Origin of the sequence: Kitasatospora mediocidica KCTC 9733 (assembly GCF_000744225.1) — a bacterium.
Taxonomy (GTDB): domain Bacteria; phylum Actinomycetota; class Actinomycetes; order Streptomycetales; family Streptomycetaceae; genus Kitasatospora; species Kitasatospora mediocidica.
The window spans coordinates 441467-462207 of record NZ_JQLN01000001.1 but is presented as its reverse complement, the minus strand read 5'-3'; the positions used below and the strand labels follow the sequence as shown (position 1 = coordinate 462207).

Sequence of the window (20741 nt, the reverse complement as noted above, 5' to 3'; positions counted from 1 at the left end):
CACGGGGGCGCTCACGGCGCCAGAAGCAGTCGGGCGGCCAGCGCGATGAACACCACGCCGACCACCGCGTCCAGGATCCGGGCCGCCCGCGGCGCCGAGGCCTGCGGCCCGGCCTGGACCGAGCGGCGCCGCTCCAGCCAGCGGCCGAGGCGGTGCCCGGACTCGATCAGGACGCTCAGCCAGATCGCGCCCATCGTGAGGTAGACGCCGGCCAGCAGCGTCATGGCGGGAGCGGGGGCGACGCCCGGCGGGACGAACTGCGGCAGGAACGCGAGCAGGAAGAGGCCGACCTTGGGGTTGCTGCCGGTGGAGGCCAGCCCGAGCAGGTAGCAGCGGCCGGTCCCGGCGGCCGGTCCCGGCGCCGCGTCGGCCGCCGCCGTCGCGCCCTGCCGGCGCAGCGCGCCGTGCACCGCCCGGGCGCCCCACCACAGCAGCAGCGCGGCGCCGGCCACCCGCAGCACCGTGAGCAGCGCGGGCACGGCCACCAGCAGGGCCGCGACCCCGGTGACGGCCAGCGCCGCGTGCCCGGCGCCGGCCGTGAGCATGCCCGCCGCGGCGGCCAGCGCAGGGCCCCGGCGGCGGTGGCGCCGCAGCAGCTGGGTCACCAGCACCGCGTCCGGGCCCGGCGTGACGATCACCGCCGCGCAGCTGCCGAGGAAGGTCGCGGAGCACGCGGCGGCCAGAGCCGCGGAACCGCTCACCCGCGCTCGGAGGCCACCGCTTCGGCGGTCTCCGTGACGGCAGGCTCCTCGACAAAGCCCTCACCACGCTTCTCTGACGTCTCCTCCTCGATGACGACTTCGCCCTCCAGCCGGCGGACGGCGGCGATGTCCTCGTTGAGTTGCCGCTCATCCCGGTGGCTGAGGACCACGAACCCCAGCTGCAGGGTGTCCAGCAGATCGCGGGTGGCGTGCACCCGGTCGCCGTCCTTGAGGCGGACCGCGGAGCGGTGGTGCGAGGCCAGCTTCTCGACCCCGGCCAGCGCGCCGACGTTGCGCACGGTGCCGGAGCTGCGCGCGATCAGGAAGAGCACGGTCATCTGGCGCAGCAGCTGATAGCTCTTGGGGATGCTGCTGCCCTCGGTGAACCAGCGGACGGCGCGGTGGAGTTGGCTGTCGCCGGTGGCCGTGCGGCAGAAGTCGGGGTGGCCGCCGCCGTGCGGGCGGGAGTTGACCTCGACCAGCCGGGGGCCCTCGGCGGTGAGCATCACCTCGATGTGCGCGGCGCCGTACCGGAAGCCGACCGCGTCGAGCACCGCCTCGGCGTAGGCGGTCAGGACCGGGACCGCCGGGTCCTCGGGGGAGACCCAGTTCAGGCTCTCGTAGACGGCCATCTGCTCGCCGTTGTCGATCTTCCCGTAGCGGCAGACGTCGGCCACCGTGTGCCGGCCGCCGTGGCTGAAGGTGTCCACCACGTACTCGGTGCCGACGGCGTATTCCTGAACCACCATGCGGTCGTTGAGGTTGCGCCACTGGTTGGTCCGGCCGAGCTGGGCGTTGAACGGCACCCGCCAGTCCTGTCCGGCGGGCACCCGGGTGACGCCGTCGGTGCTGCCGCTCCTGGGGGGCTTGACCACCAGGTCCCGGCCGCCCAACCGAGCGTCCGCCAGCCAGCGTTCGACCTCGTCGGGGTCGTCGGTGCAGATCTGCCGGATCCCCGGCAGCCCGGCCGCCCGGACGGCCAGGGCCATCGCGCCCTTGTCCCGGCGGGCGGTGGCCAGCGCCGGGGTGTTGACGGTCCTGGGGTTCAGGCGCTCGGTGAGCCGGTCGGCGAGTTCGACGCCGCTCTCGGCGCCGGGCAGCACGCAGCGCGGGGCGTACGGGCGCAGTTCGGCGACCAGGCGCTCCACGTCGCCGTCGAAGGCGAGGACGCGGGTGAAGTCGCCGGGGTGGAAGGAGTCCGCGTAGGCGGCCGGCACCTCGGGGTAGGAGGTGACCGCGATCACGGGCACACCGGCCGCGGTGAAGGCCGGGGCGTACATCCCGCCGGAGGAGAACGGGTCGACGATGACGGCGGGTCGGTGAGGGTCGGGGACGGCCAAGACGAGTCCTTTGTCGGTGGGTGGCCGGCCGCCCGGGCGTGCGGCGGCCGGCCGGAGGGATTCAATGGTGACTGATCGTCAGAACTGTTCCCGACAGCCCACGGAGAGCCCGGGCGAGAGCGGCAGGTGCCGGTGGACCACCGTGCTGCCGGGATCGCCGGGGATCACGGCGGTGACGACCGATCCCCGGCGCACCGCGGGGATCTCCTTGCGCAGTCGGCCCAGCGAGGTGCCGCGCTCGTGCCAGGGGCAGACCAGCTGCCGGCCGGTGGGGTCCGGGGTCGCCAGGTGCAGCGGCCCGCCGCGGTGCGGGCAGGACGCCCGGATCACCGAACCGCCCTGTGCCGTACGGGCGTAGACGTACGGCACACCGCCCACCTCGACGCAGTTGCCCGGCCCGCTCACCGCGAAGGTCAGGACAGGCATGCCTGGTAGTCCCCCACGGAGTGGATCTGGTAGATGCACTCGTGCGACTCGATGATCGCGCCGTGCAGGCGGTTGCGCTGGATCACCGTGCCCTCCCCGGCCTCCAGGATCTGGTGGGAGTTGAAGCCGCTGACGAAGCGCATCGTGCCGGAGACGATGTGGCAGAGCTCGTCGCCCTCGTGGCTGTGGGTGTTGGAGAGTTCGCCGAACGGCTCGACGATGTGCGCGACCGGTGCGGTGACCTTGCCGTCGAGGATCGCCCGGTGGACCGGTCCGTGCAGTTCCTTGTAGCGCGGGCCGTCGTCCATCCAGGCGATCTGGGTGGCGAAGTCCTCGTCGGCCAGGGTGCTCAGCGCCCGGAACTCCTCGATGCCCCGCACGAGTTCGGGGATGATCTGGTCGCCGTGCTCGGCGATCAGCGGCTTGATGAGCTTCTCCAGGGCCATCCGGCCGTGGTGCTGGTCGATGTGCACGTGCTCGGTGAAGTAGCGGGTGTCGGCCTGCCCCTCGAAGACCTTGTCGAGCAGTGAGGTCGCCCGGCGGCAGAAATCGACCAGCGTGCTCTCCGTGTAGTACAGCGCGCCGAGGTAGCGGAAGAAATGCTCGTGGTTCTTTCCGAGATAGTGGAAGTAGTTGTTCATCGCCAGGCTGCTGACGAGGTAGTACTGCCAGTAGCGGTGGAGTTCCGAGCTCAGTCCGACCGATTCCAGGGTGCGTTCGAAAAGCTGGCTGTGCTTGGTGTCGTGGACGCCGTAGCCGTATTCGTCAATGACGATCTTGAACCATTCCGACTGCGTGTTGCCGTAGTAGCCGAGCACGTTCCGGGCCATCGGGGAGGCTTCGGAGAGGAAATCGGGGGCGAACTGGATCAGCCACATCCGGGCGGCCCGCTGCGGGTCCGAGGAGTTGAGGATCGCCTGTTCCGCGAGCGAGGCGTGGCCGGTCGCGTCGACGTCCAGCGACTCCAGGTAGGTCTCCAGGCCCGCCTGGTCCCACGTGCCGCTGACCTCGACCTCCTCGTCGAGGAAGCCGAAGGCGAAGCGCTCCAGTGCCGGGCGGATCAGCTCGCCGCGGGCCCGGTTGCCGGGGCTGTAGTAGGCGCGGAAGTCGTCGTTCAACTCGCCCAGGCCGGCCTTGGGGAAGAACACCAGGTCGGCTTCGTAGATGCTGGTGAGGATCCGCTGGGCGGCCAGGCTGCTGTATTCCAGGGCGCGGTCGCGGGCGGGCACCCGGTCGAAGTCCAGGTGCGGCAGGACCTGGGGACGCAGCTGGCGGTGGTACGGGTTGTCCGCGTTCTCCCATTCCTCGTTGTCGCGGTAGATGGGGTTGGCCGCGTAGGCGATGACGGCCTGGCGCAGCTCCTCGCCGTGCAGGGCGAAGGGCACGTGCGCGATCGGGGTGTGGGACACGATCGGGTTCCTTCCATCCGGGGGAGTGGGGGTGGCGCGCGGTCAGCGCAGTTCGAACTTGGTCTCGCTCCAGTGGAGTTCGAGGGCCAGAGGCTTCTGCGGTGTCACCTCGACGGGCGTCGGGAGCGGGATCATCGCCTGCATCCAGTGCGAGCTGACGTTCTCCGGGCTGTTGCGCAGGGTCACGCCGCCGCCCAGGTCCAGTTCGAACCAGGCGACCAGGATGTGCGCGGTGCCCGCGGTGTGCACCGGCACGCTCAGCGACCGGCGGCCGGCCTCCAGTGGCCCCGACTCGCAGTCGAAGGCGGCGAGTTCGACCGGCTCGGAGAGCACGCGGTGCGGCCAGGTGTGCAGTCGGACGGGGAAGTGCCCCACCGTGGCGAAGGTGTTGAGCAGCGAGACGTCGAAGCCCCCGGCGTTGTCGACCCGGTTGAGCCGGGCCGCGGCCTCGCTCTGCACCAGCGCCCCGAGCACCCGCGCGGTGCGCGGCAGCAGGACGCCGCCCGGGGCCAGGAGTTCGGCCCGTGCATGCCGGACGGAGGGCAGCAGCCCCTCGCCGATCAGGCCGCAGTCGACGATCTCGGAGATCACCGCGTCCACCCGGTCGGGCAGGTCCTGGCCGACCACCAGCTCCGTCGAGCGCTTGGCGAGGACGGTGACGGAGTCGGTGAACCCGTGCTCGGCGACCACCTGGCGGGCCACCTCGGCCATCATCGGGTTGGCCTCGCAGCTGTAGACGTGCTTCGCACCGGCCCGCACGGCCATCATCGCGAGCAGTCCGGTGCCCGCGCCGATGTCCAGCACCGTGGCGCCGGGCGGGACCACCCGCTCCAGCGCCACCGCGAGCGCGTCGTTGCGCTCGTGGTCGTTGAGCATGGCGAAGTGCCAGCGAGGCACGGTCTCCCGGGCCAGCTCGGCGAAGTCGGGGCCGGTGGTCCTCAGGGCGGCGGCGGGATCGGCCAACGCGTCGATGGTGACGTTGGCGAGTCGGCCCAGCTCCTGGGCTCTGGTGTGCAGGCCCGCCAGTGCGATCCGGGCATGCGGGTCGGTGGCGGGGTCGGCCGCCGCGGTGCGGTGCCCCGCGCTCGGCTGCGGGTCGGCGACTGCGTCAAGATGAGTGGTGGTCTCGGCCATCGCGGTGTGAACACTCCTGAAAAGGGGGCGGAATTGCGGCGGCCGTTTCGGTGGGTCGGGCAGTGCCGCAATGCGGAGAATTACCCGTGCGATTTGTGCCGGCTCAGGTGCGCCGGGAGGTGCCTGACGAATGGTGCTGAACGGCGGCGGACGTCCGGAAAAGCACAGCGTGAATGACTCGGTGTACAGAGGAGTTGCTTGTCCACCGATGATTTGAGTACACCAGCCGCATCGGCGGGCGGCAAGGGATCAATGCCGGGAACGGTACTTGGCGCCAATTCCCGTGCTCAGGGCGCTCGGTGCGCCGTCGGCCGGGTCTCGCGGACGGCCGCTGCCGCCAGCGCCAGGGTGGTGTGCCGGTACCAGGCGACCCAGCCCCGAACCTGGTGGCTGCCGAGGCCGGCGTCCTCCTCGGCCCGACGGATCGTCAGATCGGCGGTCCGGCGCGAGAGGACCGCGTACGCCATGGACACCAGCGGGGTCGGTTCGGGCGCGTGAACCAGGTGGACGTGCTCGTCGCCGGCCGTATTCCGGCTCAGCAGGACGGTGTACCGGAAGCCGTCCGCGGGCGGTCCCCAGAGCCGTCGGGAGAGCGCGGTGTCGCTGCCGACCACCTGCCAGCTGCCCTCCAGGTGGGGCGAGTTGATCCCGGCGGGGCGGGGGGCCTCGATCGCCCGGAACGACAGTTGGGTCAAATGGGCGATCTCGGGCGGCAGTTCGAGGACGTAGGGCAGCCGGCGCCGGCGCAGCCAGTCGCGCAGGGCGGAGTCCCGGCCGAAGCCCGGCCCGCCCACCACCCAGGAGAAGGGCAGTCCGCCGGCCGACGCGCGCTCGGCCATCTCGCGTCCCAGTGCGGCTTTGGAGCGGTAGCGGGTCTGCCCCTCGGGGATGCCGGCGTCGGCGCAGCGGGCCGGGTCCTCGGCCCACTCCGGCGGCAGGAACAGTTCCCGGTCCACCAGCGCGCTGCCGTGAGGGGAGACGTAGCAGAGCAGGACCGCGACCTGGCTGTTGTGCGGGCGGGGGTCGCGTTCGGTGGACTGCCGCGCGACGGCCACCGCCTGGTTGCCGGTGCGCCGAGTTTCGTACTGGCACAGCACCAACTGGGCTGACGGGCGTCCCAGTTGCTCACCGAGGAAGTCGCGGATCCGGTCCCGCAGCTCCTCCGCGTCCCAGCGGGCCCGGGTGAGCAGGCGCTGAGTGCTCCAGACGCTGGGGGCGCCGGCGTGCTCCGCGAGCAGCCTGCTGTTCCCGCGTTCGGCGGCGTTCAGCAGGCCGTCGATGTAGGCGAGAGCCTGCCGCCGTGGTTCGGAGCGACTGAAGAGCGGAGCCACCAGCTTGGCGAGTTCGGAGGAGGCGTCGATGTGCAGACCCGGGTTGCCCATGATTCCTGCTGCCTATCCCCTCTAGGTCTAGACCACTAGCGATGTTCAGACCATAGCCAGCCGGGCAAGCCGATCGGAAGGCTTGAACGTGAAGGGCCGACGTTGTACTCGCGCAGGCGGAGTCGCGGTGTCGCGCAACCGAACGGACCCCACCGGTGTTCCACCCTGCGATACCCGCGCACGTCCGCGCGGACACGTGTACACGACAGCCTCTGCGCGCCGCCGCAGGGTCCCGCAGGCAAGGAGCACCATGACCGAGCAGGCCCGCGCCGCCGTCGCGCCCGCCGTGGACCGGGCGGGCGTGCACCCGCCGCCCCGGGCCGCCGCCTGGCTCCTGCTGATCCTGCTCTCGGGCCAGGCCATGGCCAACATCGACACCGCGGTGGCCAATGTCGCCGCGCCCTCGATCCGCGCCGACCTGGGCACCTCGGCCGGCGACCTCACCCTCGTGGTGACCGGATACGTGCTGCTCTACGCGCTGACGCTGGTGACCGGCGCCCGGCTGGCGGCCCGGCTCGGCGTCCGCCGGGCCTTCCTGGGCGGCCTCGCGCTGTTCACCACCGCTTCGCTGCTGTGCGGACTGGCCCCCGGCACCGGGGCGTTGATCGCCGCCCGCCTGGTGCAGGGCGTGGGGGCCGGGCTGATGGTGCCCTCGGTCCTGATCGGCATCCACCAGTGGTTCCCGGCCGAGCGCCGGGGCCAGGCGGTCGGCCTGTACGCCGCGACCCTGTCCGGCAGCGCCGCGCTGGGCCAGATCCTCGGCGGCGTGCTGGTCTCCGCCGACCTGCTGGGCAGCGGCTGGCGGGCCGCCTTCCTGATCAACGTGCCGGCCGGGATCGCCGCGCTGACCGTCGGCGTCCGGCTGCTGCCGCGCACCGTCCGCACCCCGGCCGGACCGACCGCCGCCGCGCCCGAACCACCCACCGGGCAGGACGGGTTGGACCTGGCCGGGACCGCGCTGCTGGCCGGCTCCACGCTCGCCGCCGTGCTCCCGCTGACGCTGGGCCCGGGCCTTGGCCGGCCCTGGTGGATCTGGGCCGTCCTCGCGCTCACCGTGCCCGGCCTGATCGCCTTCGCCCGGACCGAACGCCGGGTGGCCGAGCGGGGCGGGCGCCCGGCGTTGGACCTGCGGCCGCTGAGCCTGCCCGCCGTCCGCTGGGCGTTGCTCGCCCAGGCCGGCACCACCCTGACCTACCTCTCCCTGCTGTACCTGCTCGCCCTCCACCTTCAGCAGCAACTCGGTCTGAGCCCTTGGCAGTCCGGCTTGGTGCCGCTGGGCTGGGTGCTCTGCTTCGGTATCACCGGCCCGCTGCTCCCGCGCCTGCCCGCCGCGCTGCGCCGGCGCCTGCCGGTGCTGGGCGGCCTGCTGCTGACGCTGTCGTACGGCGCTCTCGCGCTGCTCCAGGCCGCCGGCGCCGCACGGCCGGCCGCGCTGGCCGTGGTGCTCTGCTTCGGCGGGCTCGCCCTGGGTACCACGTTCAGTTCGCTGCTGACCCTGCTCACGCTGGCGGTGCCGCCCCGGTACGCCGCCGATCTGAGCGGTTCGGTCAACACCATCGCCCAACTCGCGGGCGTGCTGGGCGTGGCGGTCTTCGGCACGCTCTACCCCGCCCTGGCCGGGCGCCGCGGCGTCGCGCACGCGCCCGGCACGGCGTTCGCCCTCACCGCGCTCGGGCTGGCCGCGGTGGCCGCCCTCGCCACCCTGGCGGCCGCGCAGGCCGTCCGTCGCACCGACTGAGCGGCGTCGCGCCGCGCACCGCAACCACTTCGGCCCGAGCGGTGTTCACCCGTAGAGAGCAGCAGTGTGCCCATCCGAGCGACCCAGCTAGGAGAACCAGGGATGACCGAGCCCACCGACCTGACAGCCCACCGACTGGCCGAGCTGATCCGGCGGCGCGAGATCTCGCCGGTGGAGGCGGTCGAGGCCAGCCTGGCGCGGATCGAGCAGCTCAACCCCACCGTGAACGCGGTGGTGACGGTCTGTGCGGACCGGGCGCTGGACGCCGCGAAGAAGGCCGAGCAGGCGGTGCGGTCCGGCGCCGAGCTGGGCCCGCTGCACGGCGTGCCGATCGCCGTGAAGGACCTCGACCCGGTCGCCGGAGTCCGGATGACCCGCGGCTCGCTGGTCTTCGCCGAGGACGTGCCCACCGAGACGATCCTGTGCGTCGAGCGCCTGGAGCAGGCCGGCGCCATCGTGGTGGGCAAGACCAACACCCCCGAGTTCGGCTTCAAGGCGACCACCGACAACGCATTGTTCGGCCCGACGCCGACGCCGTTCAACCTGGCCATGAACGCGGGCGGCTCCTCCGGCGGCAGCGCCGCGGCCGTCGCCGCCGGGCTGGTGCCGCTGGCCCAGGGATCGGACGCGGGCGGCTCGTTGCGCGTGCCGGCCGCCTTCTGCGGGGTCTTCGCGATGATGACCACCTTCGGCCGGGTCGCCGTGCCGGCCAAGCCGAACGCGTTCCGCCGGCTGAACCCGATGGTCTGCTACGCCCCGCTGGCCCGCTCGGTGCGGGACGCGGTGATCGGGCTGGACGTGATGTCCGGCCCGCACCCGCGCGACCCGTTCTCCTTCCCGGTCGGCGACCGGCTGGCCGACGGGCTGGACGGTGACCTGACCGGCCTGCGGGTGGCCTACAGCCCCGACCTGGGCGGCTACCCGGTGACGGCGGAGGCCGAGCGGCTGGTGCGCGTCGCGCTGCCCGCCCTGGTGGAGGCCGGCGCGGTGGTCGAGGAGGTCGACTTCAAGCTGCCGTTCCCGCACGACGAGCTCACCGCCATGTGGCGGCGCTACCTCTCGCTCTGCCACGCGGAGTCCGCCGAGGTCGCCCGGCGCCAGGGCCTCGACCTGGTCGGCGACCACAGCGGTTCGATCGAGGCGGGCTACATCGACAGCGTCCGGGTCGGCGACTCGTTCCGCGCGGTCGACTTCCGCCTGGAGGACCTGATGCGCACCCAGGTCCTGGACGCCTTCGAGGACCTCTTCGACCGCTACGACCTGATCGCCAGCCCGGTCAACGGGATCACCGGGGTGCCCAACGGCAGCGGCCGCGACACGGTGGGGCCGCACGAGATCGACGGCCGTCCGGTGGACCGCTACGTCGGCTGGTCGCTCACCAGCCCGTTCAACCTGATCGCCAGCCCCGCCGCGTCCGTGCCGGTGGGCCGGGCCGCCAACGGCGTGCCGGTCGGGCTCCAGCTGGCCGCCCGCCGCCACCAGGACGTCAAGGTGATCCGGGGCGCGGCAGCGATCGAGGCCCGGCTCCCGTGGGCCGACTCCTACCGCGACCTGCGGCTGGGGGCCTGATCCCCGACCCCGTCCACCGCACCCGACACGTGATCACCCAAGGAACCGACCACCGATGACCCAGCCCACGCACCCCACGCACCCCACGCACCCCACGCACCCCACCGAACCGACCCGGCGCCTCGAACTGCGCGCCGGAGCAGCCCTGTTCGACCTGGACGGCACCCTCGTCGCCACCGAGCACCGCAGCCGCGCCGCCTGGACCAGGCTCTTCACCACGCACGGACTGCCCTGCGACGACGCGCTGTTGGCGAGCTTCGTCGGCCGGCGCGGCCAGGAGTCGCTGGCCGAGCACGTGCACCGCTTCCCCGGCGAGCACTCCGTCGACGAGCTGTTCGAGGAGGCCTGCGGCTACCTGAACGGCCCGGACAGCCCGCCGCCCTACCCGGTGCCCGGCGCGGCCGAGTTGATCGCCCGACTGCACGCGGCCGGCGTCCCGCTCGCGGTCGTCACCTCCGGCCTGCGCGAGCACGCCACCGACCTGCTGGAGAACGTCGGCGGAGCCGGGCTGTTCAAGGTCCTGATCACCGCCGAGGACGTGGTGGCGGGCAAGCCCGACCCCGAAGGTTACCTGGCCGGCATCGCCGCGCTCGGGGTCTCGCCCGCCGACGCGATCGCCTTCGAGGACGCCCCGGCGGGCATCGCCGCGGCCAAGGCGGCCGGGCTGCGCTGCGTCGGCCTCACCACCACCCACGACGCGCGGGCACTGGCCGCCGCCGACATCGTGGTGGCCGACCTCGCCGGGATCAACTGGCGTACGGCAGAGACCGGCTGACCCCGCGGTGGCCCCCGGACCAGCGACCCGGGGGCCACCGCACACCCCACTCCACCACCACCATCGACCCCGTCCGGAGACCCGCCGTGTCCGACCTGCCCGCCCGGCCGTACGACCCCGAGGCGCTCGCCGCCGCCGCCGTCAGCAGCGTGATCCTGGCCGGTGACCCGGTGGCACGGGGCGTCGCCCCGGACTACTGGGACTGGTCGGCCGACGCCCACCACGCCACCGTCCGCGCGCTGTCGGCCCTCGCCGACCCGCGCGCGGTCGCGGCAACCGCCGAACTCGCGGGCGCGCCACAGGACTCGGCCGCCGCGCACCGGCTGGCCAAGCTCCTGCTGCCGCTGCTGGCGGACCCCGACCCCGACCACCTGGTCGCCCAACTGGCCGACGCCACAGCCACGGTGGAGACCCTGTCCCGGCTGCTGGCCAAGCCCGGCGCGCCGCTCCCGGCGCCAGACGCCCCCGCGCTGACGGCCGCCGAGCTGCTCGGCAAACTCGCCCGTCCGCCGCATCACGGCCGGCACCCGGTGGACGCCGCCGTGGTGATCCCGTTCCGCGCGCAGGACGACGCGCAGGGACGGCTGCGCAACCTCGCCGCCGTCCTGGCCGCCCTCGCCGACCAGAGCCACCCGCGCGAGCGCTACCGGGTGATCGTCGTCGAGAGCGACGAACGGCCGCGCTGGCGCGAGCTGTTCGCGGACGCCTGCGACCAGTACCTGTTCGCCCCCTGCCCCGGGCGCTTCAACAAGTCCTGGACCGTCAACGTCGGTGTGGTGCACGGCGCCAGGCCCGCTGAACTGGTCTGCGTCCTGGACGGCGACATCCTGGTCGACCGCGACTTCGTCGCCCGGGCGGTCGCCCGGTTCCGGCAGCCGGGTACCCAGGCGCACTGGCCGTTCCAGGACATGCTCTTCCTCGACCCGCAGGCCAGCCGGGCCGCCGTGCGCCGGCGCTGCCAGGAGGGCGGCGCGGCGGTGGACCAGAGCGGGCTGCGCGGGGTGTTCCTGCGCCGCCCGCCCGGCGGCTGCGTCTGGCTGCGCGAGTCGCTGTTCAGCCGGATCGGCGGGATGGACGAGCGCTTCTCCGGCTGGGGCGGCGAGGACCAGGACTTCGTCTGGCGCGCCGAGCGCTACGGCCCGATGGACCGCCACGCCGACCCCGTCGTCCACCTCCACCATGACCGGGCCCCGCACCGGGCCGACGACGGCGTCCCGTTCTACGAGGAGGTGGAACGCGCCGGGTTCTGCAGCTGGCCCTGCGACTCGCCCATCGGCCTGCTCGACCGCTACGTCCCGGCCCCGGTCGACTGACCGCCGGGGGTGCCCGGAAGGGCGGTTGTGCCGCGAGCTGCTGCGCGAGGTGGAGGGGGACTGGCACAGTGGGGAGCGGACAAGGAGGTGTGCCGCCGATGCCCACGCTGGACGACGACATCATGACGATCGCCCTGGTCACCTGTCAGCTCAACGGGGACCAGCCCGGGACCGAGGAGCTGCTGCGGTCGATGGAGGCCCCGCAGTTGCGGACCATCGCGCTCACCCTCGTGGAGATGTGTGTGGACGCGCTGCGGGTGGACGCGGAGTTCGGCGGGGCGTCGCTGGAGGAGACCGCCGTGCGCTGGCGCGAGCACCTGGCCGAGATGCAGCTTCGCGTGATCGGGCAGCAGGACTCGCCGGGCGATGACTGAGCGGATCGCCCGCCGAACGGCCGTGGTGACGCCATAGTGGGGACGACAGCCGGTTCCGTACGGAAGGAGCCACGGTCATGTCGAACGTCGACGTCGTCCGTGCGTGTCTGGAGAGCTACCTCGCCCAGGACCGGGCGAGAGCCGAGAGCCTGATCGCGGAGGACTTCACCTTCACCAGCCCGCAGGACGACCGGATCGACCGCGCCGCGTTCTTCGACCGGTGCTTCCCGACGGCCGACCGCGTGCGCGGCCAGTGGATCCTGAGCGTCGTGCCCGCCGGTGGCGACGACGTCTTCCTGCTGTACGAGTACGAGTTGAAGACGGGCGCCCGCCACCGCAACGTCGAGGTGAGCACCGTTCGGGACGGCCGGATCACCGAGACCCAGGTCTTCTTCGGAGGCCGCGTCCACCCCGCGTGAGCGAGAGCCGCCCACGGCGGCCGCCGGGCCGGCCACCGGAAACGCCCGGCGGCCGGCCCGGCTGTGTCACCGGCGGGCCGTCCGTGTCTGCCCGGGGCGCAGCCGGTACACGACGGCGAGGAGGGCCAGCACCAGGACCGTGCCGGCGGCCAGCAGGGTGATGGCGTTGGCCACCGCGAACAGGCTGTTCCCCTCGTCGCTGGTGAACGGCCCCAGGACGGCGGGGACGGTACCGGTCAGGGCCAGTTGTCCGCCGGGGAAGGCCGCCGCGGTGGCGCCGATCGCGGCGAGCACCCAGACGGCGGGCGTGTCGCGCCGGGCCAGCAGCGCAGCACCGGCCGCGCACAGCGCCGCTACCGCGCAGAGCGCGCCGAAGTGCCACGGCCACTGGACCAACTGCGGCAGATGGGCGAGCAGTTGCGCCGCCGCCGCGAGGACCAGCGCGCCGGCCGCCGGCCCGCGCCACGGCGTCCGCAGGCCCCTGCCGCCGCCCCGGGGGCGCACCTGCTGCTGAGGCGCGGGCTCGGGAACAGCCTCGGCACCGGGCTCGGGCTCGGACAGGCCGGGGAGCTCCGCGACGCTGACGGCCAGGGAGGCCGCGGGCGCGCGCCGCTGGTCGTCCAGCATCGGGATCAACTGGGCGACGTCCTCCACCGAGCGGCCCAGCGCGGCGGCGTGCAGGACCTCGTCCGCGAGCGCGCTCTGCCCGCTGTCCTGGAACCCCAGGACCAGGTGCGCCACTTCGGCGACGGGCCGGACGCGGGACGCGCCGTGCAGGGCGGCGATGGTGTCGCGGCGCTCCTGCGCGGTGGTCGTCGCGTGGGGGTGGTGGGTGTGCAGCGAGCGGAAGAGCTGGACGACCTCTTCGACCGGACGAGCGAGCGCCGCCGCCTGGAGCAGCGCCAGCGCGTGCGGGCTGCGGCCGCTGGTGCGCAGGACCAGGAGCAGCTGGGCCAGCTCGGCTGCCGGTCGTTGCACGGCCACGGTGTGCAGGAGGGCTGCCGCGCTCTGCTGCTCCGCCGGCTGCTCGACACTGCCGGCCGGAGCGTCCACGACTGGCGGCTCCATGACTGGCGGCTCGACGAATGGCGGCGCCTCGACGGCTGCGGTCGCAACGGACCACGCGGGCATCACGTCGGGTTCGGCTGTCGCGGCCTCGGCCCCGGCCGGGGGTGGGAAGGCGGGCTGCGCTGGGGCGCCCGCTCCGGCTAAGGACCGGACTGATAGATCATCGGATATTGCGCGGGCCATCAGGACTCCTCGAATTGTGCACGATCGCAGGCGGCCCGGCCCTCGGCCGGATGGCTGCCGGCGCGGTCCGCGATCCCGGCCTCCGGCCGTCGGCGGACTCACGCATCTACGATTCTGCGCACCGGCACCCGGAGCCGCAGCGGCAGCGGCCATCCGGGCGACGGGATGCCTGCGGGGCCGGCGGTGCCCCGGGCGAGTCGTGGGGCAGCGGGGACCGGTGCATACGCCGGAGGAACGGGGGTAGGCGGCGGAAGCCCGTGCCCGCGCCGTGCCATCGGCGCCCTACTCGGAGGAGCCCGATGTCCGACGACCACTATGAGCTGACCTTCTTCCACGAGCCGGGCCCCGGTCCCGACGACGTGCCCGGCTGCGACATCGTGCTCGTGCACCGGCGCGACACCGTCGGCCCCGGCGGCCACCCGCTCTACCACGACGACAGCGGGACGGTCTGCGCGGAGATCAGCGACCGCGGCGAGGTCCGGATGTTCGCGACCGGAGCCCACCAGCACCTCCGCCGCCCGGACCTGGTCCGCCGACCCGACCACCGTCCCGACCACCGTCCCGACCCCCGCGCGGTCCGCCGGGCGGTCGTCCCGGCCCAGGTCGACCGCTCCCACTTCTAGTGCCGCGGGTCGTTCCCCGTCCCGGTCACGCTGCTTTCGCGTCCGCACCGGCCAGGAACGGATGCAGCAGGGTGAGCAGGGCGCGCGGCCGGTGCAGCGGGATGATGTGGCCGCAGTCTTCGATGACGTGTCCGGTGAGATCGTCGGCGAACGGGCGGAGTTGGCGTTCCAGCGCAGCGCCGACGGGCCGGGCGCCCAGCGCCATCGTCGGCACCGTCAGGCGGGCGGCGGCGACCGCCTGCGCGATCTGTACCGCGCTCTCGGGCAGGGCCCGGTAGTACGAGAACGCGCAGCTCAGCGCCTGACGGCCGGTGTATGCGCGGACGAAGGCGTCCCGGAGGGCGGGGGAGACCCCGTCGCCGAGCGTGCCGGCCTTCAGAAACCAGTCGACGTAGGCGTCCTCGTGGCCCTCCAACACGGTCTCGGCGAGGCCGGGCGCGGCGCAGTGGAAGCCGAACCACCACGGCGGCCCGTCGGCGAGGAAGTCCTCGGCGCCCGGCAGCCCGCCCAGCACGGATTCCATGACGACCAGGCGCCGGACGAGACCGGGTCGGCGCAGGGCGAGGAGGAGGGCCGGCGCGGTGCCCGCGTCGATGCCCACCACCGCGGCCGAGGACACGCCGAGCGCGCTGAGAAGCGCGGCGGCGTCCTCGGCCAGGGTGCCCGCGTCGTACCCGGAGGTGGCCCGGCTGCTCGCGCCGAACCCGCGCAGGTCCGGCGCGATGACGCGGTAGCGGCTGGACAGATCGGCCATGACGTCCGTCCACAGCTCCCAGGTGTGCGGGAAGCCGTGCAGCAGCAGGACGGCCGGGCCCGATCCGGCGAGGGCGACATTCAGTTCGACACCGTTGGCGCGGATACGTCGCTGCTCGGGCATGGAGGGGCTCCAGGTGGGTGGTGAGGAATGGTGACCAGGTCACGCTAGGGAACTATGCTGGTCTCCCCAAGACGGCACTTTCCCTTCAGGTGGTGAGCCCCGGGTGACCACATCGAGGCCCGGATCGAGGCCCGGATCGAGGCCCGGATCGAGGCCCGGATCGAGGCCCGGCGAACCCGGTCGGCAGCCCGGTGAGCGCGGTGACCTGCTGGATCCGCTCTGCCCGACCCGCCAGTTGCTCGACCGCATCGGCACCAAGTGGACGTCGATGGTGGTCAAGGTGCTGGCCGAGGCAGCTCCGGGCGAACTCCGTTTCGCGGAACTGCGGCGCCGTATCCCGGGCATCTCACAGAAGATGCTGTCCGTCACCCTGCAGAGCCTGGTCCGCGACGGCCTGGTCGCGCGCCGCGTGGAGCCCACCGTGCCGCCCGCCGTCCACTACCGGCTCACCGGGCTCGGCCTGTCCCTCGAAGGTCCGCTCGCTGCCCTGCGGGTCTGGGCCGAGACACACATGCCCGAGATCGACCGCAGCAACCGGCTCGCCGACGAGTCACCGCCGGCCTGACCCCGCCCGGGTCACCGCGACGTCAGGAGCTCGTGAGGATGACGAGCTGCTGGGTGGCCCGGGTCATCGCGACGTAGCGGTCGACCGCTCCCTGGATCCCCTCGCCGAACGCCTCCGGGTCGATGAGGACGACCAGGTCGAACTCCAGCCCCTTCGACAGTTCCGGGGTCAGCGACCGGACGCGAGGCGAGCGGACGCGAGGCGACCGATCCCCGCGGCTCGCGTCGAGCCCACCGTCGTCGACTCCACCGGTGCCGATGACGCAGGCGATCCCCTCGGCGTGCGCGGCGAGCCAGTCCTCGAGGATCGAGTCCAGCTCCGCCACGGATCCGTGCAGGACCGGGACGCCGCCGCTGCGGATGGAGGTCGGCACGTTGGCGTCCGGCAGCGCGGCGCGGATGACCGGCTCGGCCTGCGCCATGACCTCCTCCGGAGTCCGGTAGTTGATGCTCAGGGAGGCCACCTCGATCCGGTCGAGTCCGACCCGCTCCAGCCGCTCCCGCCAGGACTCGGTGAACCCGTGCCTGGCCTGGGCACGGTCCCCGACGATGGTGAAACTCCGGGACGGGCAGCGTGGCAGCAGCATCTGCCACTGCGCGTCGGTCAGTTCCTGGGCCTCGTCCACCACGATGTGCGCGAACGGGCCCGCCAGCGGTTCCGGGTCGGAGACGGGCAGCGCGCTCCGGTCGATCAGGGTGTCCTGAAGGTCCCACCCGCGCAGCATCGTCACCGCGCCTTCGCCGTCGTCGTCGGCCGCCAGCAGATCGTCGACGACGTCGGCCAGGTGCGCGCGTTCGGCGGCGACGGCGGCGTCGCGCCGGCGGGCGCGCTCCGACGTCTTCGGGTCGCCGAGCCGTCGGCGTGCCGCGTCCAGGAGCGGCAGGTCGCAGTCCGTCCAGGCCTGGGCGTCCTGGCGCTGTAGCGTGCGGACCTCGTCGGGTCCGAGCCAGGGGGCGCACTTGCGCAGGTAGGCGGGGACCGACCACAGGTCCCCGACGAGGTCGGTCGCCTCGATCATCGGCCAGGCGCGGTTGAGGGTGCTGATCAGCTCCCGGTTCTGCAGCAGCGAGCGCCGCAGGAGCTCGGGTGAGGCGTCGCTGTCGTCCTTGTCCGTCAGGATGGTGATCAGTTCCTCCCTGACCTGGTCGCGTGCCTCGTTGTGCGGCGTACCGGGGTCCGGCGCCTCGAAGGCCGCCGCCCAGTCGTCGGCGCTCAGCCAGAGGTCGGACCAGTGGGTGGAGACCGTCATGCCCTCGGTCGGCGGCTCCTCGTAGATGCCGACGGCGGGCTCGATCGCCCTCACCAGCTCTGCGGACGACTTGAGCCGGGCCACCTCCGGGTCGGTCTCGACCGCTGCCGTGGCTCCCTCGGCGACGAGGTCGCGCAGGGTGCAGGTCCGCACGCCCTCCTCCCCGAGGCTGGGCAGGACGTCGGCGACGTAGGCCAGGTAGGGCTGGTGCGGACCGACGAACAGCACGCCGCCCCGACGTCGGCCCAGGTGCGGGTCGGAGTAGAGCAGGTAGGCGGAGCGGTGCAGGGCGACGACGGTCTTGCCCGTCCCCGGACCGCCGTCGACGACGAGCGTGCCCCGGGATCCCGCCCGGATGACGGCGTCCTGGTCGGCCTGGATGGTGGCGAGTACGTCGCGCATCCGGGGTGAGCGGCTGCTGCCCAGGCCGGCGATGAAGGCCGATTGGTCGTCGAGCGCGGCGTGTCCCACCGACCCGTCGGCGGTGAACACCTCGTCCCAGTAGTCGCCGATCCGGCCACGGGTCCAGCGGTACCGGCGGCGGCTCGCCAGGCCCATCGGATGGGCGTGGGTCGCGGCGAAGAACGGCTCGGCCGCCGGGGAGCGCCAGTCCAGCAGCAGCCGGCGACCCGTGCTGTCGGTGAGGCCGAGCCGCCCGATGTACGCGGGCTCGGCGGTGTCCGTGCTGACGACGCGTCCGAGGCACAGGTCCAGGCCGAAGCGGCGCAGGGCGCGCAGGCGGGCGGTCAGCCGGTGGATCTCGATGTCGCGGTCCATTGCCTCCCGGCCCAGACCGCCGGGTGCTCTGCGCTGGGCGTCGAGCTGGTCGGACAGTTCGGCGATCGCCTGTTCCAGGCTCTGCGCAATGGCGGCGAAATGCCGTTCGTCGTCGGCGATCAGCGCCGGGTCGGCTTTGGGGGAAAGATGGCCGGGAAGGTCGAACGCGCTGGTGGCCAGGGGTTTCATGTCAGCAGCTCCGCTTGTCGTACGACCCAGAAAACGACAGAACCGCATGCACTTCGCGAACCTCCCGAATGCATGGGTTCTGTCCTCGGTCAGCGATTGTGCGGCACGACCGGGGTCTTGCCGCAAGCCCCCCGGTGCGCTATATCTTGAGAGTGGCAAGGGATGTGTACGCTCCCTTGCCTTTGTCGTTTCCGCTGGACGGGACGAGCCCTTCGCGCGGCGAATTGACCGCGCGCATGTATCGGGCGGCGCAGGGCAGGCGGGGGTCCAGGAGGTTGCAGCTGGGCTTCGTGCTGCGCGGAAATGGCGCGGCCCGTCGTACGGGCCCTCGGCCACCGATACAGAGGGAGATCACAGTGTCGCTATGGAATGCCCTGCGCCCGGTGACGGTCGGCGGGGGAGTCGTGCTGGCCACGCTGTTGCTGGACCGCGCGGTCCGGGCGGCCGTCCGCAGGGCGGCGGGCCGTTCGGACGGCGGCGTGTGGTGGCCGCTGGTGCGGCGCTGCCGGATGCCGATGCTGCTCGCGATCGGGTCCGCGCTGCTGCTGGCCTGCGAACCGGGGGCCGGGCTCGCGGCCGCCGTCCGGGCGCCGGTGCGACATCTGCTGGTGCTGGCGACCATCGTCAGCTGTGCGTGGGCCGGCGCCCGCCTGCTCGCCCTGCTGGTCGACACGTCCTTCGCCCGCTACGCCACCGACCGCCGCGATCCGGCCCGGCTGCGGCGGATCCGGACCCAGGCGGAGATGCTGCACCGGCTGGCCGGCGCGGCCATCGCCGTGGTGGCGCTGGCCGCGATGCTCATGACGTTCCCGCAGGTCCGTGCGATCGGCACCAGCCTGCTGGCCTCCGCGGGGATCGTCGGCCTGGTGGTCGGGATCGCCGCGCAGAGCACGCTGGGCAACCTCTTCGCCGGAGTGCAGCTGGCGCTCGGCGACATGGTCCGTCTCGGCGACGAGGTGGTGGTGGCGGGCGACTGGGGGACGGTGGAGGAGATCACGCTGACCTACGTGGTGATCGTCACCTGGGACCAGCGCAGGATCGTCATGCCGGTCTCCTACTTCGTCGGCAAGCCCTTCGAGAACTGGTCCCGCAACGATCCCGCGATCACCGGCACCGCGCTGCTCCACCTGGACCACAGCACGCCGGTGGAGGTCCTGCGCGCCGAGTTCGACCGCGTACTGAAGGAGAGCCGCTGGTGGGACGGCGTCGGCAGCGCCCTCCAGGTGGTCGACACCACCCCCAGCACCATGGTGGTCCGCGCGCTCATGACGGCGCGCAACGCCTCGGACGCCTTCGAACTGCGCTGCGCGGTCCGCGAGCAGCTGATCGCGTTCCTGCGCGCCGAGTACCCGGGGGCGTTGCCGCGGGTGGCGGTGGCGCAGGCCGGTCAGTCCTGCGCGACGCGGTAGCAGCCCGGGCTGCGCCGGTGTCAGCGACCTTGCCCGGGAGGGGGGTTACCGGTCGGCGGTGGGGGCGAGCCGGGCGGAGTCGATCTCCAGCCAGACGGTCTTGCCGCCCTCCCACGAGGTGACACCCCAGTGGTCGGAGAGGCGTTCGACGATGTGCAGGCCGTGACCGCCGGGAACGCCGGGCCGGTGCGGGGTCCGGCGCTCGGGAACGGCCGGGTCCATGTCGGGGACCTCGACGCGCAGCAGGTCGGGGGTGGCGTGGAGCAACAGCTCCTGCGGGCCGCCGGCGTGCATGACGGCGTTGGCGAGCAGCTCGGAGACCAGCAGCAGGACGTCGTCGGCCGTGCTCTGGTCGTGCGAGTCGCCCGACTGGATCCCGTACCAGTCCAGCAGGGCCTGGCGGGTGAAGTCGCGGCCCCGGGCCACCTGGCCCCGCACGCCCACCAGGGTCAGGCGTCGTCGCTGACCGCCGGGCGGCAGGTGCGGGGTGTGCGTCGCACCGGCCGGCGGTCCGCCACTGCTGGTCATCTGGTCGTCCCCATGGTTCGTTGTGGAAAGCCGCCCGGGAGAGGCGTGGTGGTCCCCTTCGTCTGCCCGCCGGCCCCGGACGAACACGTCATCCGGCGGGCCGGTTCGCCGGACGTCGGTCAGCCGGAGTTCGGGGCGGCGTCCGTGGAGTCCTGACGGACGAAGACCTGCCCGGCCCCCGTGATCTCCAACAGCCGCGCGACCTGCTCGGACACCGGGCCCAGTCGCAGCGCGACGCCGGCCTCCTGGGCCGCGAGGCGCAGCTGCAGCAGCATGTTCAGTCCCGAGGAGTCGCAGAAGGTCACCTCGGCCAGGTCGACCACCAGGACCGGTGCCCCGGAGGCCAGGATTCCCTCCAGGACCGCCCGGGGTGCGTCCAGCGAGTCCAGGTCGAGGTCACCGGAGAGGCCGCACAGCACGGAACCGTCGGTGTCGCGTTCCACCCGCGCGCCCGCGGCCGCGGACTGCTGGGTCCAGGGGTGCGCGTCGGCGCCGGCGCCGGTGCCTTCGATGTCCATCTGTACTGCCTTCCCATCGCGGCGGGATGCGCCCGCCCTTCCCGGGGAGAGACCCCCGGGGACGACCCTACGATCAAATGGCACCCGGAAGGTAGCCCACGCGGTGTCAGCCGAAGGAACGACCGTGTTCGTCTCGGCCGTGCAGCGCGGAGGAAAGCCGGGAGTGGGATCGTGG

20 protein-coding genes are annotated in these 20741 nt (G+C 73.0%); 9 read left to right on the top strand and 11 right to left on the bottom strand.

The window, feature by feature from the left end:
• Positions 1-11: 11 nt before the first annotated feature.
• The 6 genes from BS80_RS02115 to BS80_RS02090 all read right to left on the bottom strand — a co-directional run bounded on the left by BS80_RS02115 (position 12) and on the right by BS80_RS02090 (position 6392).
• Positions 12-701, bottom strand: coding sequence for a LysE family translocator (locus BS80_RS02115; RefSeq protein ID WP_051965708.1), 690 nt, complete (start codon positions 699-701; stop codon positions 12-14).
• Positions 698-2041 carry an ATP-grasp domain-containing protein gene (locus tag BS80_RS02110; protein ID WP_063771865.1) on the bottom strand — a complete coding sequence of 448 codons (1344 nt, stop codon included), beginning with the start codon at positions 2039-2041 and terminating at the stop codon, positions 698-700. Before BS80_RS02110 ends, BS80_RS02115 begins: the two co-directional genes overlap by 4 nt.
• A gap of 78 nt (positions 2042-2119) precedes the next feature.
• Positions 2120-2467, bottom strand: coding sequence for a Rieske 2Fe-2S domain-containing protein (locus BS80_RS02105; protein WP_051965706.1), 348 nt, complete (start codon positions 2465-2467; stop codon positions 2120-2122).
• Positions 2455-3876, bottom strand: coding sequence for an iron-containing redox enzyme family protein (locus BS80_RS02100; protein ID WP_051965704.1), 1422 nt, complete (start codon positions 3874-3876; stop codon positions 2455-2457). The genes BS80_RS02105 and BS80_RS02100 overlap by 13 nt, the downstream gene beginning before the upstream one ends.
• A 42-nt stretch (positions 3877-3918) precedes the next feature.
• Positions 3919-5010, bottom strand: coding sequence for a 50S ribosomal protein L11 methyltransferase (locus BS80_RS02095; RefSeq protein WP_083974082.1), 1092 nt, complete (start codon positions 5008-5010; stop codon positions 3919-3921).
• A 287-nt stretch (positions 5011-5297) separates the two neighbouring features.
• Complete coding sequence (locus BS80_RS02090; protein ID WP_035791939.1) at positions 5298-6392, bottom strand: IS701 family transposase; 1095 nt, start codon at positions 6390-6392, stop codon at positions 5298-5300.
• Positions 6393-6642: 250 nt separating this feature from the next.
• Here BS80_RS02090 and BS80_RS02085 point away from each other — a divergent pair, with 250 nt between their 5' ends.
• The 6 genes from BS80_RS02085 (at position 6643) to BS80_RS02060 (ending at position 12580) form a co-directional block, all read left to right on the top strand.
• Positions 6643-8130 (top strand): MFS transporter, encoded by a 1488-nt coding sequence (locus tag BS80_RS02085; RefSeq protein ID WP_051965702.1) that lies wholly within the window; start codon positions 6643-6645, stop codon positions 8128-8130.
• A 102-nt stretch (positions 8131-8232) separates the two neighbouring features.
• Positions 8233-9699 carry an amidase gene (locus tag BS80_RS02080; protein WP_035791936.1) on the top strand — a complete coding sequence of 489 codons (1467 nt, stop codon included), beginning with the start codon at positions 8233-8235 and terminating at the stop codon, positions 9697-9699.
• Between the two features lie 55 nt (positions 9700-9754).
• Positions 9755-10474, top strand: coding sequence for an HAD family hydrolase (locus tag BS80_RS02075; RefSeq protein WP_083974080.1), 720 nt, complete (start codon positions 9755-9757; stop codon positions 10472-10474).
• Between the two features lie 86 nt (positions 10475-10560).
• Positions 10561-11787, top strand: coding sequence for a glycosyltransferase (locus BS80_RS02070; protein WP_035791932.1), 1227 nt, complete (start codon positions 10561-10563; stop codon positions 11785-11787).
• Positions 11788-11885: 98 nt separating this feature from the next.
• Positions 11886-12161, top strand: a complete 276-nt coding sequence (locus tag BS80_RS02065) for a hypothetical protein (RefSeq protein ID WP_035791930.1) — start codon at positions 11886-11888, stop codon at positions 12159-12161.
• A gap of 77 nt (positions 12162-12238) precedes the next feature.
• Entirely contained in the window at positions 12239-12580 is a 342-nt protein-coding gene (locus BS80_RS02060) for a nuclear transport factor 2 family protein (RefSeq protein WP_035791927.1), read from the top strand.
• A 66-nt stretch (positions 12581-12646) separates the two neighbouring features.
• On the opposite strand, the gene BS80_RS02055 is transcribed toward BS80_RS02060, so the two are convergent.
• The gene (locus BS80_RS02055) at positions 12647-13633 is read right to left on the bottom strand and encodes a hypothetical protein (protein ID WP_035791924.1); all 987 of its coding nucleotides are present in this window, start codon (positions 13631-13633) and stop codon (positions 12647-12649) included.
• A 497-nt stretch (positions 13634-14130) separates the two neighbouring features.
• On the opposite strand from BS80_RS02055, the gene BS80_RS38910 reads away from it, so the two are divergent.
• The gene (locus BS80_RS38910; protein WP_063771864.1) at positions 14131-14454 is read left to right on the top strand and encodes a DUF6296 family protein; all 324 of its coding nucleotides are present in this window, start codon (positions 14131-14133) and stop codon (positions 14452-14454) included.
• A gap of 25 nt (positions 14455-14479) precedes the next feature.
• On the opposite strand, the gene BS80_RS02045 is transcribed toward BS80_RS38910, so the two are convergent.
• Positions 14480-15331, bottom strand: coding sequence for an alpha/beta fold hydrolase (locus tag BS80_RS02045; RefSeq protein ID WP_035791921.1), 852 nt, complete (start codon positions 15329-15331; stop codon positions 14480-14482).
• A gap of 205 nt (positions 15332-15536) precedes the next feature.
• Between BS80_RS02045 and BS80_RS02040 the strand changes: the two genes are divergently transcribed.
• The gene (locus tag BS80_RS02040) at positions 15537-15896 is read left to right on the top strand and encodes a winged helix-turn-helix transcriptional regulator (protein WP_035792983.1); all 360 of its coding nucleotides are present in this window, start codon (positions 15537-15539) and stop codon (positions 15894-15896) included.
• 22 nt (positions 15897-15918) lie between these two features.
• On the opposite strand, the gene helR is transcribed toward BS80_RS02040, so the two are convergent.
• Positions 15919-18111 (bottom strand): RNA polymerase recycling motor ATPase HelR, encoded by a 2193-nt coding sequence (gene helR / locus BS80_RS02035; RefSeq protein WP_035791918.1) that lies wholly within the window; start codon positions 18109-18111, stop codon positions 15919-15921.
• Positions 18112-18467: 356 nt separating this feature from the next.
• Between helR and BS80_RS02030 the strand changes: the two genes are divergently transcribed.
• Positions 18468-19520 (top strand): mechanosensitive ion channel family protein, encoded by a 1053-nt coding sequence (locus BS80_RS02030; protein ID WP_232246311.1) that lies wholly within the window; start codon positions 18468-18470, stop codon positions 19518-19520.
• Between the two features lie 45 nt (positions 19521-19565).
• On the opposite strand, the gene BS80_RS02025 is transcribed toward BS80_RS02030, so the two are convergent.
• A complete protein-coding gene (locus BS80_RS02025) occupies positions 19566-20048 on the bottom strand; it encodes an ATP-binding protein (RefSeq protein WP_051965697.1) in 483 nt (160 codons plus the stop codon).
• A 119-nt stretch (positions 20049-20167) separates the two neighbouring features.
• Entirely contained in the window at positions 20168-20566 is a 399-nt protein-coding gene (locus tag BS80_RS02020) for an STAS domain-containing protein (RefSeq protein ID WP_051965694.1), read from the bottom strand.
• Positions 20567-20741: the final 175 nt, after the last annotated feature.